At 71.6% G+C, this 15,847-nt stretch carries 15 protein-coding genes; 4 read left to right on the top strand and 11 right to left on the bottom strand.

Going from position 1 to position 15,847, the window contains the following annotated elements; genetic code table 11:
* Positions 1-2 precede the first annotated feature (2 nt).
* Positions 3-494 (top strand): methylated-DNA--[protein]-cysteine S-methyltransferase, encoded by a 492-nt coding sequence (locus ACZ60X_RS06750; RefSeq protein WP_469594147.1) that lies wholly within the window; start codon positions 3-5, stop codon positions 492-494.
* Positions 495-680: 186 nt separating this feature from the next.
* On the opposite strand, the gene ACZ60X_RS06755 is transcribed toward ACZ60X_RS06750, so the two are convergent.
* Positions 681-1,418, bottom strand: coding sequence for an SIR2 family NAD-dependent protein deacylase (locus ACZ60X_RS06755; RefSeq protein WP_469594150.1), 738 nt, complete (start codon positions 1,416-1,418; stop codon positions 681-683).
* 64 nt (positions 1,419-1,482) lie between these two features.
* Positions 1,483-1,977 carry an NUDIX domain-containing protein gene (locus tag ACZ60X_RS06760; RefSeq protein ID WP_469594152.1) on the bottom strand — a complete coding sequence of 165 codons (495 nt, stop codon included), beginning with the start codon at positions 1,975-1,977 and terminating at the stop codon, positions 1,483-1,485.
* 674 nt (positions 1,978-2,651) lie between these two features.
* On the opposite strand from ACZ60X_RS06760, the gene ACZ60X_RS06765 reads away from it, so the two are divergent.
* Positions 2,652-3,770 carry a glycerate kinase gene (locus ACZ60X_RS06765; RefSeq protein WP_469594423.1) on the top strand — a complete coding sequence of 373 codons (1,119 nt, stop codon included), beginning with the start codon at positions 2,652-2,654 and terminating at the stop codon, positions 3,768-3,770.
* A gap of 104 nt (positions 3,771-3,874) precedes the next feature.
* On the opposite strand, the gene pssA is transcribed toward ACZ60X_RS06765, so the two are convergent.
* Complete coding sequence (gene pssA / locus ACZ60X_RS06770; protein WP_469594426.1) at positions 3,875-4,696, bottom strand: CDP-diacylglycerol--serine O-phosphatidyltransferase; 822 nt, start codon at positions 4,694-4,696, stop codon at positions 3,875-3,877.
* A gap of 22 nt (positions 4,697-4,718) precedes the next feature.
* Positions 4,719-5,375, bottom strand: coding sequence for a phosphatidylserine decarboxylase (locus tag ACZ60X_RS06775; RefSeq protein WP_469594154.1), 657 nt, complete (start codon positions 5,373-5,375; stop codon positions 4,719-4,721).
* A 2-nt stretch (positions 5,376-5,377) separates the two neighbouring features.
* Between ACZ60X_RS06775 and ACZ60X_RS06780 the strand changes: the two genes are divergently transcribed.
* Positions 5,378-5,521, top strand: coding sequence for a hypothetical protein (locus ACZ60X_RS06780; RefSeq protein ID WP_469594156.1), 144 nt, complete (start codon positions 5,378-5,380; stop codon positions 5,519-5,521).
* A gap of 36 nt (positions 5,522-5,557) precedes the next feature.
* Here the strand turns inward: ACZ60X_RS06780 and ACZ60X_RS06785 are convergent, their stop codons facing one another.
* The 7 genes from ACZ60X_RS06785 to ACZ60X_RS06815 all read right to left on the bottom strand — a co-directional run bounded on the left by ACZ60X_RS06785 (position 5,558) and on the right by ACZ60X_RS06815 (position 14,855).
* Positions 5,558-6,763 carry an acyl-CoA dehydrogenase family protein gene (locus ACZ60X_RS06785; protein ID WP_469594158.1) on the bottom strand — a complete coding sequence of 402 codons (1,206 nt, stop codon included), beginning with the start codon at positions 6,761-6,763 and terminating at the stop codon, positions 5,558-5,560.
* A gap of 3 nt (positions 6,764-6,766) precedes the next feature.
* On the bottom strand, positions 6,767-7,279 hold the full coding sequence (locus ACZ60X_RS06790; protein ID WP_469594160.1) for a MaoC family dehydratase: 513 nt from the start codon (positions 7,277-7,279) through the stop codon (positions 6,767-6,769).
* 5 nt (positions 7,280-7,284) lie between these two features.
* Entirely contained in the window at positions 7,285-8,247 is a 963-nt protein-coding gene (locus ACZ60X_RS06795) for an HpcH/HpaI aldolase/citrate lyase family protein (RefSeq protein ID WP_469594163.1), read from the bottom strand.
* On the bottom strand, positions 8,244-10,292 hold the full coding sequence (locus ACZ60X_RS06800) for a protein meaA (RefSeq protein WP_469594166.1): 2,049 nt from the start codon (positions 10,290-10,292) through the stop codon (positions 8,244-8,246). Before ACZ60X_RS06800 ends, ACZ60X_RS06795 begins: the two co-directional genes overlap by 4 nt.
* An 18-nt stretch (positions 10,293-10,310) precedes the next feature.
* Positions 10,311-11,648 (bottom strand): crotonyl-CoA carboxylase/reductase, encoded by a 1,338-nt coding sequence (gene ccrA / locus ACZ60X_RS06805; protein ID WP_469594428.1) that lies wholly within the window; start codon positions 11,646-11,648, stop codon positions 10,311-10,313.
* Between the two features lie 398 nt (positions 11,649-12,046).
* Positions 12,047-12,856: a TetR family transcriptional regulator gene (locus ACZ60X_RS06810; RefSeq protein ID WP_469594168.1), complete on the bottom strand. Its 810-nt coding sequence runs from the start codon at positions 12,854-12,856 to the stop codon at positions 12,047-12,049.
* A 184-nt stretch (positions 12,857-13,040) separates the two neighbouring features.
* Positions 13,041-14,855: a 3-hydroxyacyl-CoA dehydrogenase family protein gene (locus ACZ60X_RS06815; RefSeq protein WP_469594170.1), complete on the bottom strand. Its 1,815-nt coding sequence runs from the start codon at positions 14,853-14,855 to the stop codon at positions 13,041-13,043.
* A gap of 386 nt (positions 14,856-15,241) precedes the next feature.
* On the opposite strand from ACZ60X_RS06815, the gene ACZ60X_RS06820 reads away from it, so the two are divergent.
* Complete coding sequence (locus tag ACZ60X_RS06820) at positions 15,242-15,826, top strand: adenylosuccinate lyase (RefSeq protein WP_469594173.1); 585 nt, start codon at positions 15,242-15,244, stop codon at positions 15,824-15,826.
* Positions 15,827-15,847: the final 21 nt, after the last annotated feature.

Here is a 15,847-nt window from a genome sequence, read left to right on the forward strand (position 1 = left end):
CCGTGACGTCTCACACCCTGATCGACAGCCCGTACGGCCTGCTCACCCTGGTCGCCGACCCCGACGGCGTCCTGTGCGGGCTGTACATGACCGGCCAGCGGCACCGCCCGCCCGAGGAGGACTTCGGCGCCCGCGACGACGACCTGCCCTGCTTCGCCGCCGCCGAGGAGCAGCTGGCGGCATACTTCGCGGGCGAGTTGAAGGAGTTCAGCCTCGAACTGCGCCTGACCGGAACCCCGTTCCAGCGCGGCGTCTGGGCCGAGCTGGCCCGCATCCCGTACGGCGAGACCCGCTCCTACGGCGAACTCGCCGACGCCCTCGGCAATCCCAAGGCCTCCCGCGCGGTCGGCCTCGCCAACGGCAGGAACCCGGTCGGCATCATCGTGCCCTGCCACCGCGTCATCGGCGCGGCCGGCGACCTCACCGGCTACGGCGGCGGCCTGGACCGCAAGCGCCGCCTGCTGGACTTCGAGCGGGGGACGGCCCTGTTCTAGTGCCCGGGCAGGCAACGTGCGCCCCGTCGCGACGCCCGGCACGCTCCCCCGCCGCGCGGGAGGTGCCCCCACTCGCCGCACCGGCCGAAAGCCCCGAGTACGCCCAGTACGAGGACTTCCGACCGGCACGCCGACAGCACGCACCGGACGCCGCTCCTCGACGGGCAAACGTCGCCTGCCGGGGCACTAGTCGCCGAACCCCTGTCCGAGCCCGCGCAGCAGCGGGGGCAGCGCCGTACCGATCGGCTCCCGGACGACCTGGTCGGCCAGTTCGTCGTACGGCGTCGGCTCGGCGTTGACGACGATCAGACGCGCGCCGTGGTCGGCGGCGACGCCGACCAGGCCGGCGGCGGGCTGCACCTGGAGGCTGCTGCCGACGGCGAGGAAGACGGTGCACGCCTTGCTGATCGCCAGTGCCTCGCCGAGGACCACCGGGTCCAGCCGCTCGCCGAACATCACGGTCGCGGACTTCAGGATGCCTCCGCACACCTGGCAGGCCGGGTCGTCCTCACCGGCCTCCACCCGGGCGAGGGCGTCGTCCATCGGCCCGCGCGCATGGCAGCCGGTGCACACGAAACTCCGTGCGCTGCCGTGCAGTTCGAGCACCTTGCGGGCGGGCAGTCCGGCCAGCTGGTGCAGTCCGTCCACGTTCTGCGTGATCACCCGCACCGGTATGCCGGAGCGCTCCAGCTCGGCGAGGGCCCGGTGAGCGGCGTTCGGCTCGGCCCCCAGCGTGCGGTTCTCGCGCCGCATCCGCCAGGACCGCCGACGGATCTCCGGGTCGGCCATGTAGTACTCGTAGGTGACGAGCTTCTCGGCCTCCGGGTCCCGCCGCCACAGGCCGTTCGGTCCGCGGTAGTCCGGGATGCCGGAGTCGGTGGAGACACCCGCACCGGTGAGCACGGCGACGAGGGGCTTGGTCATGGCGTCGAGGGTAGGCCCGGGGACCGGAGACCCGCGAGTGAAAAACCGATGCCGCCGGGGCCGCTCACGCCACGCGGTGGCCGTTCTCCAGTTCGGCCGTGCCGGAGCCGTCGGCGAGGACGTCCAGGGCGGTCAGGACGCGGCGGCCGAGGGCGCCGGGCAGGTGGTCGGGGATCTCCTCGCGCGGGACCAGCCGCCAGGACAGCAGCTCCTCCTCCTGCAGCCGGATCGCCTTCAGGTCGGCGTCCGCGACGACACCGCCGTCGTAGAGGTACGACACCAGGGGCGGCCGGCCCGCGCCGTGCGTCCAGTCCACGGCCAGCAGCCGGCCCGGTTCCCGGTCGAGCCCGATCTCCTCCAGCGTCTCCCGGCGCGCTCCCTGGCGCGGGGTCTCCCCGTCGTCCGACTCGATCGTGCCGCCCGGCAGCGCCCAGCCCTCGCGGTAGTTGGGCTCGACGAGCAGCACCCGCCCCTCGGCGTCCCGGAAGAGCGCGGCGGCACCGGCGAGGACGCGCGGCAGGCTCGCGATGTACGTGGCGAAGTCAGGAGTCGTGGTCATGGGGGAAGGGTAACCACCGCCCGCACGGCCACGGCCCGGCCCGTCGCCGGGCGCAGGATGCGTTCCGCCGGCGCACTGGTCCGTGCCCCGGCGAAGCCGGACACCGCACTCCGGACGGTGTCCTCCGGCGGTCGCGTCCACCCGGCCATGACCCCGCCCGCACCGGCGCGCACCCCGGCCACCGAGCCCGCGCCCGCCCCGCCCGTACCGTGGGCCCGGCGGCCTCCCCCGACGGCGTCGCCGGCGTCTCCTCCCAGCCCGGCCCCGACTCGTGCGGGGCCATGACCCGGCGTACGGTCCGGGCGAGCCGGCTGCCCGCCGGGATGACCCCGAGCCCGCTGTCGGGGGTCCCCCGCGCGTCCGGCGCGGATCCGCTCCGGCCCCGGGGCTCCGAGCGGTCGCCGCGGTCGCGGATCCGTACCTCGCAGTTCGGCCGGCTCGCCGAGCACGGTGCCCCGGCATCCGGGCGAGGCGGCCGCCGTGCACGCCGCCTTCCCGGTGTTCTCCCTGCCCCCGGCCCGTTCCCAGCCGCTTCCCAGCCTTCGGTCGGGGCATGACGGCGGGGGCCCGCTGAGGTTAAGGTCGCAGCGGCGCGACTGGCCCTGACGTGCGCGGGGCCCGGAGAGCAAGGGGAAAGCAAGGTGGCGGACGCAAGCGGGAACGAGCCCCGTCGGGTGCTCATCGCCGCGGACAAGTTCAAGGGCTCGCTCACGGCCGTGCAGGTCGCCGAGCGGGTGACGGCCGGGCTGCGCCGGGTCGTACCGGACCTGGCGGTCGAGGCGCTGCCCGTGGCCGACGGCGGCGACGGGACCGTGGACGCGGCGGTCGCGGCCGGCTTCGAGCGGCGCGAGGTGCGCGTCGCCGGGCCGCTCGGACAGGAGGTGACGGCCGCGTACGCGCTGCGCGGCACCACCGCGGTCGTGGAGATGGCGGAGGCGAGCGGCCTGCAGCGCCTGCCCGCCGGTGTCTTCGCGCCCCTGACCGCCTCGACGTACGGCTCCGGGGAGCTGCTGCGCGCCGCGCTGGACGCGGGCGCGCGGACGATCGTGTTCGGCGTCGGCGGCAGCGCCACCACGGACGGCGGGGCCGGGATGCTGTCGGCGCTCGGCGCCCGCTTCCTGGACGAGGACGGCGAGCCGGTGCCCCCGGGCGGCGGCGGACTCGCCGAACTGGCCCGCGCCGACCTGTCGGGGCTCGACCCCCGGCTGTCGTCGGTCGAACTGGTGCTGGCGAGCGACGTCGACAATCCGCTGACCGGGCCGAAGGGCGCACCGGCGGTGTACGGCCCGCAGAAGGGCGCCTCAGCGGACGACGTGGACGCCCTGGACGCGGCGCTCGCGCACTACGCGAAGGTGCTGGAGGCGGCCGTGGGGGCGCGGGCCGCCGAGTACGCGCTGGCGCCGGGCGCGGGCGCGGCGGGCGGCATCGGGTACGGCGCCCTGCTCCTGGGCGCCCGCTTCCGCGCCGGCATCGAGGTCATGCTGGACGTCCTCGGCTTCGCGCCCGCGCTGGAGCGGGCCTCGCTCGTGATCACCGGTGAGGGGTCGCTGGACGAGCAGACGCTGCACGGGAAGGCGCCGGCGGGGGTGGCCGCCGCCGCGCGCGCCGCGGGCCGGCCGGTGGTGGCGGTGTGCGGCCGGCTGGCCCTGTCCGAGGAGGCGCTGCTGGCGGCCGGGATCGAGTGGGCGTACCCGTTGACGTCCGTGGAACCGGACGTGGCCACGTGCATCGCGGACGCCGGGCCGATCCTGGAGCGGGTCGCCGTCCGCATCGCCCGGGACCACCTGGGCTGAGCCCGCGGCGGGCCGCCCCAGGGCGGTGGACGCAAAGCGAGGGGGCCCCGGACCGTCTGGCGGTCCGGGGCCCCCTCGTACGAGCTACGGGCGCCGCGGTCAGGCTACGGCAGCTGCGCGGCACGCGCCTCACGGCGGTTGTCGCGGAAGTTGTTCACCCGCCGGGCCGTCGCGAACAGCGGGATCACCGCGCCCATGACCAGTTGGAGGGCGCAGCCCGTCTGGAGCAGCAGCTGACCGCTGGGCGCGTCGAAGGCCCAGGCGGCCAGCAGGCCCATGGACAGCACGATCCAGGACAGCATGGCCCCGGCGAGCCGGCCCCGCGGCTTCGGGTACTCCACGCGGCTCACCATCAGCCACGCCGTGCCCAGGATGGCCAGCAGCGTCGCCACGAAGGGCAGCTCCAGCAGCACGATCGAGACCACCGTCAGCGCGCCGAACGGCGACGGCATGCCCTGGAACATGCCGTCCTTCATCGTCACGCAGGAGAAGCGGGCGAGTCTGAGCACGACCGCCAGCAGCACCACGATCGCGCCCAGCGCCGCCATCCGCTGGTGAGCGTCGTCGGCGACCATGCCGTAGACGAGGACGAAGTACGCGGGCGCCAGTCCGAAGCTGATCAGGTCGGACAGGTTGTCCAGCTCCGCGCCCATCGGGGACGAGCGCAGCTTGCGGGCCACCAGCCCGTCGAACAGGTCGAAGACGGCCGCGCAGAGCATGAGGATGACGGCCGTGGCGGCGCTGTGGCGTGCCATGCCCGCGGACTCGTCCTTGCCCGTCAGGTGCGGGATCAGGATGCCCGTGGTGGTGAAGTACACCGCCATGAAGCCGCAGGTGGCGTTCCCGAGCGTGAGGGTGTCCGCTATCGACAGGCGCAGAGAGAGGGGCATCTCCTCCTCTTCGTCCACCTCGTCGGCCTCGGGCACCCAGCCCGCCTGGGTCTCCGGATCAATCACGGTCAATGCGAGTCACCCCAGCCACGGTCTTCTGTCCGACCTCGACCGCGACCTCCACGCCCTCGGGCAGGTAGAGGTCGACACGCGAGCCGAAGCGGATCAGACCGATTCGGTCGCCCTGCTCGACCTTCGTGCCCTCGGGGAGGTAGGGCACGATGCGGCGGGCCACCGCGCCGGCGATCTGGATCATCTCGATGTCGCCGAGTTCGGTGTCGAAATGCCAGACTACGCGCTCGTTGTTCTCGCTCTCCTTGTTGAACGCCGGAACAAAGCCGCCGGGGATGTGCTCGACCGACGTCACCGTGCCCGCGAGGGGCGCGCGGTTGACGTGGACGTTGAGCGGGCTCATGAAGATCGCGACGCGGGTGCGACCGTCCTTCCACGGCATGATGCTCTGCACCACACCGTCGGCGGGCGAGATGACCCGGCCCGTGGCGATCTCGCGCTCGGGGTCGCGGAAGAACCACAGCATGCCCGCCGCGAGCGCGGTGGCGGGCACGGCGACGGCCTTGGCGGCACCCGAGCGGCGGGCGCGGGCCAGGCTGAGGGCTGCGGTGGCGACGGTCGGGAGGAGCCACGGCGATGCTCCGCGCGCGAGGCGTACGCCGGCCAGGCTGTCTCGATGTGCAGAGGTTTGGCTGTGGGGCATGGATGACCTTCGTAGCGGATGATGCCGCGCGGTATGACGGGGGACGGCGGCTTTCCGGGATCGTACCGGTCGGGGGCCGCAACTGGGCAAGCCAGAAGGCCGAGTCGGCGGCCGAAGAGCGGCTGAACAATGCCTACGGGGTGTGATCTTCTTCTCGAAGAAAACACCCCGTATCAGGACAATCAGCCCTGGAAACGATACTCTTCGAGCAGCCTGCGGCCGATGATCATTTTCTGGATCTCGGCGGTACCTTCACCGATGAGGAGCATCGGGGCCTCACGGTACAGGCGCTCGATCTCGTACTCCTTCGAGAAGCCGTAGCCCCCGTGGATCCGGAAGGCGTCCTCGACGACCTCCTTGCAGTACTCGGAGGCCAGGTACTTGGCCATCCCGGCCTCCAGGTCGTTGCGCTCCCCGGAGTCCTTCTTGCGTGCGGCGTTGACCATCATCGCGTGGGCGGCCTCCACCTTGGTGGCCATCTCCGCCAGTTTGAACTGGATCGCCTGGTGCTGGGCGATGGGCTTGCCGAAGGTGTGCCGTTGCTGAGCGTACTGGACGCCCAGCTCGAAGGCGCGCTGGGCGACACCGCAGCCGCGCGCCGCCACGTTCACCCGCCCGACCTCGACGCCGTCCATCATCTGGTAGAAGCCGCGGCCGGTGACGCCGCCGAGCACCCGGTCGGCGGGCACCCGCAGGCCGTCCATGATCAGCTCGGTGGTGTCGACGCCCTTGTAGCCCATCTTGTCGATCTTGCCGGGGATGGTGAGGCCCGGGCGGACCTCGCCGAAGCCCGGCTCCTTCTCGACCAGGAAGGTCGTCATGGACTTGTGGGGAGCCGTCCCCTCGGGGTGGCCTTCGTCACTGCGGACCAGGACCGCCACGAGGGAGGAGGTGCCGCCGTTCGTCAGCCACATCTTCTGGCCGTTCAGGACGTACTCGTCGCCGTCCCTGACCGCCTTGGAGGTGATCGCCGACACATCGGAGCCCAGCCCCGGCTCCGACATCGAGAAGGCGCCGCGGACGTCGCCGGCCGCCATCCTCGGCAGGAAGTGTTCCTTCTGCTCCGGCGTGCCGTGCTGCTTGAGCATGTACGCGACGATGAAGTGGGTGTTGATGATGCCGGACACCGACATCCAGCCGCGGGCGATCTCCTCCACGCACAGCGCGTAGGTGAGCAGCGACTCGCCCAGGCCGCCGTACTCCTCGGGGATCATCAGCCCGAAGAGACCCAGCTCCTTCAGGCCGTCCACGATCGCTTGCGGGTACTCGTCGCGGTGCTCCAGCTCGGTCGCGACCGGAATGATCTCCTTGTCGACGAAGTCCCGGACGGTGGAGAGGATCTCCTGCTGGACGTCGGTCAGACCGGCGGTCTGGGCGAGACGGGCCATGGCCTACTTCTCCTGCTGCTTCGGTTCCGGGCGGCCGGGCTGCTCGCCGCCGCGCTCCTTGATGTACGTCTCGGTGGGCACCATGACCTTGCGGCGGAAGACACACACCAGGGTGCCGTCCTGCTTGTAGCCCTTGGTCTCGACGTGGACGATGCCGCGGTCGTTCTTCGACTTCGACGGCCACTTGTCCAGCACCGTCGTCTCGCCGTAGATCGTGTCGCCGTGGAAGGTCGGCGCCACGTGCCTGAGCGACTCGATCTCCAGGTTCGCGATCGCCTTGCCGGAGACGTCCGGCACGGACATGCCGAGCAGCAGCGAGTAGACGTAGTTCCCGACCACCACGTTCCTGCCGAAGTCCGTCGTCTTCTCGGCGTAGTTGGTGTCCATGTGGAGCGGGTGGTGGTTCATGGTGAGGAGACAGAACAGGTGGTCGTCGTACTCCGTGACCGTCTTGCCCGGCCAGTGCTTGTACGTCGCCCCGACCTCGAACTCCTCGTAGGTGCGTCCGAACTGCATCGCGCTCAGGCCTCCGGGATCTCGAACTTGCTGGTGCGCTGCATGCCGGCGGCCCGGCCCTTGCCCGAGATGACCAGGGCCATCTTGCGGCTGGCCTCGTCGATCATCTCGTCGCCGAGCATCGCGGAGCCTTTCTTGCCGCCCGCCTCGGACGTGTAGTAGTCGTACGCGTCCAGGATCAGCTCGGCGTGGTCGTAGTCCTCCTGGGACGGCGAGAAGATCTCGTTGGACGCCTCGACCTGGCCCGGGTGCAGCACCCACTTGCCGTCGAAGCCGAGCGCGGCGGCCCGCTGGGCGACCTCGCGGTAGCCCTCCACGTTGCGGATCTGCAGGTAGGGGCCGTCGATCGCCTGGAGGTTGTTGGCGCGGGCGGCCATCAGGATCTTCATCAGGATGTAGTGGTAGGCGTCCGCCGGGTAGCCGGGCGGCTGCTCGCCCACGACCAGCGACTTCATGTTGATCGAGGCCATGAAGTCGGCCGGGCCGAAGATGATCGTCTCCACGCGCGGGGAGGCCTGCGCGATCGCGTTGACGTTGTTCAGGCCCTGCGCGTTCTCGATCTGCGCCTCGATGCCGATCTTGCCGACCTCGAAGCCCATGGTCTTCTCGATCTGGGTCAGCAGCAGGTCCAGCGCGACGATCTGCTCGGCCGTCTGCACCTTCGGCAGCATGATGCAGTCGAGGTTCTGGCCGGCGCCCTCGACCACCGTGACGACGTCGCGGTACGTCCACTCGGTCGTCCAGTCGTTGACGCGCACCACACGCGTCTTGCCCGTCCAGTCGCCCTCGTTCAGGAACTTGACGATGGTGTGCCGCGCCTCCGGCTTGGCGAGCGGCGCGCACGCGTCCTCCAGGTCCAGGAAGACCTGGTCCGCCGGGAGGCCCTGCGCCTTCTCCAGGAAGCGCGGGTTCGAGCCGGGTACGGCCAGGCAGGAGCGCCGCGGGCGAAGGCGGTTGACGGTCGTCATGCGGGGACCTCCAGGGGGTCGAGCTTGTTCGCTTTCCGGATCTCGTCGACGATTGCGCCGATGATCCCGGTGATGTCGAAGTCCTTCGGGGTGAAGACGGCGGCCACTCCGGCGGCTCGCAGCTGCTCGGCGTCACCATTCGGGATGATGCCACCGGCGATCACCGGTATATCTGTGGCACCGGCCACACGGAGGCGCTGGAGCACGTCCGGCACCAGCTGGGCGTGCGAGCCGGACAGGATCGACAGGCCCACCGCGTGCACGTCCTCGGCGAGGGCGGCGTCCACGATCTCCTCGGGCGTCAGCCGGATGCCCTGGTAGACCACCTCGAAGCCGGCGTCACGCGCGCGTACGGCGATCTGCTCGGCGCCGTTGGAGTGCCCGTCCAGGCCCGGCTTGCCGACCAGGAAGCGCAGGCGGGCGACCCCCAGGTCGCGCGCGGTGGCGTCGACCCGGGCCCGGACCCCGGCGAGCGCGGAGCCCGGCTCGGCGGCGACGGCGACCGGCGCGGAGGACACCCCGGTGGGCGCCCGGTACTCCCCGAACACCTCCCGCAGCGCGGCCGCCCACTCCCCGGTGGTCACGCCCGCCCGGGCGCACTCCAGCGTGGCCTCCATCAGGTTCTCGGTGCCCTTGGCGGCCTCCTTCAGCCGCTCCAGCGCCTTGCAGGGGCGCGGGTGGTTGAAGGGCGGCTGGTAGCGCGTGTCGCGCCAGTGCCGCAGCCCGGCGACGACCCGCGCCTCGACCGCCGGGTCCACCGTCTGGATCGCCGTGTCCAGGTCGGCCGTCAGCGGGTTCGGCTCGGTGCCCTCGAACGCGTTGACACCGACGATCTTCTCCTCGCCGGACTCGATCCGCGCCCGCCGCTCGGCGTGCGAGGCGACCAGCTGCGACTTCAGGTAGCCGGACTCCACGGCGGCCATCGCGCCGCCCATCTCCTCGATGCGGCCCATCTCGGCGAGCGCGTCGGCGACCAGCTGGTCCACCTTCGCCTCGACCACCTTCGAGCCCTCGAAGATGTCCTCGTACTCCAGCAGGTCGCTCTCGTAGGCGAGCACCTGCTGGATGCGCAGGCTCCACTGCTGGTCCCAGGGGCGGGGCAGGCCGAGGGCCTCGTTCCAGGCCGGCAGCTGCACGGCACGCGCGCGTGCGTCCTTCGACAGCGTCACGGCCAGCATCTCCAGCACGATCCGCTGGACGTTGTTCTCCGGCTGCGCCTCGGTCAGGCCGAGGGAGTTGACCTGGACGCCGTAGCGGAAGCGGCGCTGCTTGGGGTCCTCGATGCCGTACCGCTCCCGCGTGACCCGGTCCCAGATGCGGCCGAACGCCCGCATCTTGCACATCTCCTCGACGAAGCGGACGCCCGCGTTCACGAAGAAGGAGATGCGGGCGACCACGTCGCCCATGCGCTCCTCGGGCACCTGGCCGGAGGCGCGCACGGCGTCGAGGACGGCGATCGCGGTGGACATCGCGTACGCGATCTCCTGCACCGGCGTGGCCCCGGCCTCCTGCAGGTGGTAGCTGCAGATGTTGATCGGGTTCCACTTCGGGATGTGGGAGACCGTGTACGCGATCATGTCCGTCGTCAGCCGGAGCGACGGCCCCGGCGGGAACACATGGGTGCCCCGGGACAGGTACTCCTTGACGATGTCGTTCTGGGTCGTGCCCTGGAGCCTGGTGATGTCCGCGCCCTGCTCCTCGGCGACGACCTGGTAGAGCGCCAGCAGCCACATGGCGGTGGCGTTGATCGTCATCGAGGTGTTCATCTGCTCCAGGGGGATGTCCTGGAACAGCCGGCGCATGTCACCGAGGTGCGAGACGGGCACGCCCACCCGGCCCACCTCGCCGCGGGCGAGGATGTGGTCGGGGTCGTAGCCGGTCTGCGTCGGCAGGTCGAACGCCACCGACAGGCCGGTCTGCCCCTTGGCGAGGTTGCGCCGGTACAGCTCGTTGGACGCCTCGGCCGTGGAGTGGCCGGCGTACGTGCGCATGAGCCACGGCCGGTCCTTCTCCCGCCTGCCTTCGGCGGACTGACGCTCTGTCATCTATGACCTCGGATGTCCTCAGACGTTGCGGAAGCGGTTGATGGCGTCGATGTGCCGGGCGCGCATCTCCTCGTCGCGCACGCCGAGGCCCTCCTCGGGCGCGAGGCACAGCACGCCGACCTTGCCCTGGTGCAGGTTGCGGTGGACGTCGTAGGCGGCCTGGCCGGTGTCCTGGAGCGAGTACACCTTCGACAGGGTCGGGTGGATCTTGCCCTTGGCGATGAGCCGGTTGGCCTCCCACGCCTCGCGGTAGTTGGCGAAGTGCGAGCCGATGATGCGCTTCAGGGACATCCACAGGTAGCGGTTGTCGTACTCGTGCATGTAGCCCGAGGTCGAGGCGCAGGTGGTGATGGTGCCGCCCTTGCGGGTCACGAAGACCGAGGCGCCGAAGGTCTCGCGGCCGGGGTGCTCGAAGACGATGTCGATGTCCTCGCCGCCGGTGAGTTCGCGGATGCGCTTGCCGAAACGCTTCCACTCCTTCGGGTCCTGGGTGGTCTCGTCCTTCCAGAACCGGTAGCCCTCGGCGTTGCGGTCGATGATCGACTCCGCGCCCATCGAGCGGCAGATGTCCGCCTTCTGCTCGCTGGAGACGACACAGATCGGGTGGGCACCGCCGGCGAGGGCGAACTGGGTGGCGTAGGAGCCGAGGCCGCCGCTCGCGCCCCAGATGAGGACGTTGTCGCCCTGCTTCATGCCGGCGCCGTTGCGGGAGACCAGCTGGCGGTAGGCGGTGGAGTTCACCAGGCCCGGGGCCGCGGCCTCCTCCCAGCTCAGGTGGTCCGGCTTCGGCATCAGCTGGTTGGACTTCACGAGCGCGATCTCGGCGAGGCCGCCGAAGTTGGTCTCGAAGCCCCAGATGCGCTGCTCGGGGTCGAGCATCGTGTCGTTGTGGCCGTCGGAGGACTCCAGCTCGACGGACAGGCAGTGCGCGACGACCTCGTCACCGGGCTTCCAGGCGTTGACGCCGGGGCCGGTGCGCAGGACGACGCCCGCGAGGTCGGAGCCGATGATGTGGTACGGCAGGTCGTGGCGCTTGGCCAGCTCGTTCGTGCGGCCGTAGCGCTCCAGGAACCCGAACGTGGACAGCGGCTCGAAGATCGAGGTCCACACCGAGTTGTAGTTGACCGACGAGGCCATGACGGCCACCAGGGCCTCGCCCGGGCCGAGTTCGGGCACGGGCACCTCGTCGAGGTGGATCGACTTGCGCGGGTCCTTGTCGCGGGTCGCGAGGCCCGCGAACATCTCCGTCTCGTCCTTGTGCACGGTGATCGCGCGGTACGACTCGGGGAGCGGCAGGGCGGCGAAGTCGGCGGACGTGGCGTCCTGCGACTGGATCGCGGCCAGGATGTCCTTCACGGTCACGGTGTTGCCTCCGGCGGTGAGCGCCCCTGAGGGAGGGGGCGCTGAGGGTTCGTCGGTGCTGCTGGGAGTGCTGCTGAGGGTGTGGAAAGGTGCCGTCGGTTCGGCTCGGTGGTGCTTCGGCAGCGCTTTGTGGCGCGGGAGGTTGCCTGTGACGCAGGCGTCCGGGTACGCAGGCGGTGGGCCTGCCGGGACAGCCCGGACACCCTCAACGTATGACACCGCGTGTCAGGTCGCAAGGCACTGAGTGCCAGAACGTGTTCTCAAATGAAATCTTTACGTAACAAATGAGCGATGATCGATCGAACGGCGCTGGAATTCCCCTCGAAAACGAACCCTGACATGGCAAAACGGCCACCCCGAGGGGTGGCCGTCATCACAGCGGGAGAGCGGGGTCAGTGCTCCTTGAGGGCCTGCTCGATGGCCCGCATGACCTCGTCCAGCGGGGCGTCGGTACGGGCGACGGTGACCAGGACCTCCCCGTGGCCGGACGCCGAGGCCGCGGGCGGCCTCGCCGGCGCGGTGCGTCCGGCGCCGATGCCGGTGCCGAACGTCCTGCGCACGATCGCGAAGGCGTGGTCGAGCTGCGCCTCCACGTCGCCCTGTCCGCCCGCCCGCAGCCAGCGCCGCAGGACGTGGTTGTGCGCGGTGACGACCGCGGAGGCGGCCACCTCGGCCAGCAGCGGGTCGTCGCCGACGTCGTCGGCGTGCGCGTGCTCGTCGAAGTGGCCGAGCAGGTAGCGGGTGAACAGGCGCTCGTAGCGGGCCACCGAGGCGATCTCGGCCTCGCGCAGGGTGGGCACCTCGCGGGTGAGCTTGTAGCGGGCGACCGAGATCTCCGGCCGGGCCGCGTACATCTTCATGACTTCCTTGATGCCGCGGCACACGGTGTCGAGCGGGTGCTCGTGCGCCGGAGCGGCGTTCAGGACCGCCTCGGCGCGGATCAGTGTGTCGTCGTGGTCCGGGAAGATCGCCTCTTCCTTGGAGCGGAAGTGGCGGAAGAAGGTGCGGCGGGCGACCCCGGCGGCGGCCGCGATCTCGTCGACGGTGGTCGCCTCGTACCCCTTGGTCGCGAACAGCTCCATGGCTGCGGCCGCCAGTTCTCGGCGCATCTTGAGCCGCTGGGCGGCGGCGCGACTGCCTGCGGCACTTTCCGGCGCGTCGGGCGTAGCTGGTGTACGGGAGGACTTGGCGGGCTGGGACATGACCCGAACGTACTGCATGTGCGCAGCTCTTTGCGCAGGTGTGGGGGTTTCCCCGCCCGGAGCCCCGCCCGGCTCCCGGCCCGCGAGGGGCGGGGAGCCGCCTGCGCGGGCGGGCAGGGGGCGCACGGCGCTGTCGAGCAGTCCGCCCCAGTCCGCCTCCGCCTCGGACCAGTCGCCGCCGCCGTCAGCGGCGGGCATACTCGCGGAAGCCGCGGCCCGTCTTGCGGCCGAGGCAGCCCGCCGCCACCAGGTGCTCCAGCAGCGGCGCCGGGGCCAGACCCGGGTCGCGGAACTCGCGGTGCAGGACCTTCTCGATGGCCAGCGAGACGTCCAGGCCGACCACGTCCAGCAGTTCGAAGGGGCCCATCGGGTAGCCGCCGCCGAGCCTCATCGCCGCGTCGATGTCGTCCAGGGACGCGTAGTGCTCCTCGACCATCTTGATCGCGTTGTTGAGGTACGGGAACAGCAGCGCGTTCACGATGAAGCCGGCCCGGTCGCCGCAGTCCACCGCGTGCTTCTTGATCCTCGCGCACACCTCGCGGACGGTCGCGTGGACGTCGTCGCCGGTCAGCACGGTCCGGACGACCTCGACCAGCTTCATCGCCGGGGCCGGGTTGAAGAAGTGCATGCCGATGACGTCCTGCGGGCGCGAGGTGGCACGGGCGCAGGCCACGACGGGCAGCGAGGAGGTGGTGGTGGCGAGGACCGCGCCGGGCTTGCAGACCTTGTCCAGTGTGCCGAACAGCTGCCGCTTGATCTCCAGGTCCTCGGCGATCGCCTCGACGGCCAGATCGACCTCGGCGAACGCCTCGTAGGACCCGGCCGGGACGATCCGGTCCAGGATCCCTGCCGCGGCCTCGGCGGTCAGCCGGCCCTTGTCGACGGAGCGCGAGAGCGACGTGCCGATCCGGGCCTTGGCGGCCTGCGCCTTCTCCTCGCTGCGGGCGGCCAGCACGACGTCGTAGCCCGCCTTGGCGAACACCTCGGCGATGCCGGAGGCCATGGTCCCGGAGCCGGCGACACCGACCGAGCGGACCTCGCGGCCGGCGGCCCCGGCGCGCCCCTCGGCCGGGGTCAGCACGTCCGGCACGACCGTGGCGCTGCCCGGCGCCTCGTAGGTGTAGAAGCCGCGCCCGGACTTGCGGCCGGTCAGGCCCGCCTCGCTGAGCTGCTTCAGGATCGGGGCCGGGGCGTGCAGCCGGTCGCGGGACTCGGCGTACATGGCCTCCAGGACGGTACGCGCGGTGTCGATGCCGATCAGGTCCAGCAGGGCGAGCGGGCCCATCGGCAGGCCGCAGCCCAGCCGCATCGCCGCGTCGATGTCCTCACGGGAGGCGTAGCGGGCCTCATACATCGCCGCGGCCTGGTTGAGGTAGCCGAACAGCAGGCCGTCCGCCACGAACCCGGGGCGGTCGCCGACCGCCACGGGCTCCTTGCCCAGTTCCAGCGCCAGATCGGTCACCGCGGCGACGGCGCCCGGCGCGGTCAGCACCGAGGAGACCACCTCGACCAGCTTCATCGCGGGCGCCGGGTTGAAGAAGTGCAGGCCCAGCACCCGCTCGGGGCGCGCGGAGTCGGCGGCGAGCCGGGTCACGGACAGGGCGTTGGTGCCGGTGGCGAGGATCGTCTCCGGGCGCACGACACCGTCCAGTTCGCGGAAGATCGCGTGCTTGGTCTCGTACGACTCCGGGGTCACCTCGATGACCAGGTCGGCGTCGGCCGCCGCGGCGAGATCGGTGCCGGCGCGGAACCGGGCGAGGGCGTCGGCGCGCTCCTGCGCGGTGAGCCGGCCGCGCTCCACGGCGCGGGCGGTGGAGGCCTCCAGCGCGGCGAGGCACCGCGCGGCCTGGGCCTCGCTGACGTCGATGCCGACCACCTCGCGGCCGGCCTTCACGAGGACCTCGGTGATACCGGTGCCCATGGTGCCGAGGCCGACGACGGCGATCGTCTTCAGCGGGGACAGCGGGCTGCCGGACAGGGGGGACAGGGGAGTGGCCATCGCGGGACTCCAGGAAGAGGGTGACGACGAGGAGCGCGCCGGGTGCGCCGAAGGCGCACCGCGGTGCGGGAAGGAGTGCGGGTGTTGCCGGGCTGCGAGCGCACACGCCCGGTGCCGCCGGAGCCGGGGGCGCGCACACGCCCACGCCGCGGCGGGGAGACCGACCGGCCCTGTCCCGGAGCCGGGTCACACAGCGGTACGAGCCGTACCGAACTGACGGACGCCCGCGACGGCCGCGTCACCAGACCGTCGCCAGCGGAGGGTGCGAGTGGGTAACTCGCTCGTCTGAGCTTAACCGGTGGGTAACGAGCGCGCCAGGGGGGAGGTCGAATCCGACGGTGTGAGGTGGCTCCCGCCGGGGCCGCCACCCGCCTACGCTGGACTTCGTGGACGAAGAGTTGCGATCGCTCACGGAGCGCTTACGGCAGGAGTCGCACGGCTCGGCGGCGTTCGACCGGCTGCTGGCGACGAAGGACCACGGTGAACTGGCGGAGGTGCTCACCGCGCCGGGGCAGCCGCTGTGGGCCAGGGAACTGGCCGCGTTCCGGCTCGGACGCGCGGGCGACCGGCGCGCCTTCGAGTCCCTGGTGCTGCTCCTCAACCACCGCGACCCCCCGCGCTGCGCCTCCGCCGCGCACGCCCTCGCCCGCCTCGGTGACCCGCGCACGGCCCGCGCCGCCGCCGCCCTCGCCACCAACGAGCTGCGCGTCGCCTACGCCCTGCACCCGGTACGGCTCCTGACCGCCCTGCGCGCCCCGGAGTCCGTGCCGGCGCTCATCACCACCCTGGAGCGCCGGCTGCGCCCGCACGATCCCTACCGCAGGGTCGCCCTCGCCTGTGTGGAGGGCCTCGGCGCCCTCGGCGACCCCCGCGCCCGCCGCGTCCTGAACGAGGCCCTGGCCCACCCGGCGCTCGCGGAGGCGGCGGTGCACGCCCTGGCGCGGCTGCCACGGCAGCAGGAGGCACGATGACCAGCGGGGCGACGGCGGCTC

The sequence above is a fragment of the Streptomyces sp. NPDC104106 genome (assembly GCF_055584345.1).

Coding starts and splice junctions, on each gene's coding strand:
- ACZ60X_RS06790 (WP_469594160.1), bottom strand. CDS start 7,279: ATGCAGTTCGGACGCACCTACGAGGAGTTCGAGGTCGGGGCGACGTAC.
- ACZ60X_RS06795 (WP_469594163.1), bottom strand. CDS start 8,247: ATGACGACCGTCAACCGCCTTCGCCCGCGGCGCTCCTGCCTGGCCGTA.
- ACZ60X_RS06755 (WP_469594150.1), bottom strand. CDS start 1,418: ATGACCAAGCCCCTCGTCGCCGTGCTCACCGGTGCGGGTGTCTCCACC.
- ACZ60X_RS06780 (WP_469594156.1), top strand. CDS start 5,378: ATGACCTTCGTAGCGGATGATGCCGCGCGGTATGACGGGGGACGGCGG.
- ACZ60X_RS06785 (WP_469594158.1), bottom strand. CDS start 6,763: ATGGCCCGTCTCGCCCAGACCGCCGGTCTGACCGACGTCCAGCAGGAG.
- ACZ60X_RS06800 (WP_469594166.1), bottom strand. CDS start 10,292: ATGACAGAGCGTCAGTCCGCCGAAGGCAGGCGGGAGAAGGACCGGCCG.
- ACZ60X_RS06815 (WP_469594170.1), bottom strand. CDS start 14,855: ATGGCCACTCCCCTGTCCCCCCTGTCCGGCAGCCCGCTGTCCCCGCTG.
- ACZ60X_RS06775 (WP_469594154.1), bottom strand. CDS start 5,375: ATGCCCCACAGCCAAACCTCTGCACATCGAGACAGCCTGGCCGGCGTA.
- ACZ60X_RS06810 (WP_469594168.1), bottom strand. CDS start 12,856: ATGTCCCAGCCCGCCAAGTCCTCCCGTACACCAGCTACGCCCGACGCG.
- ACZ60X_RS06760 (WP_469594152.1), bottom strand. CDS start 1,977: ATGACCACGACTCCTGACTTCGCCACGTACATCGCGAGCCTGCCGCGC.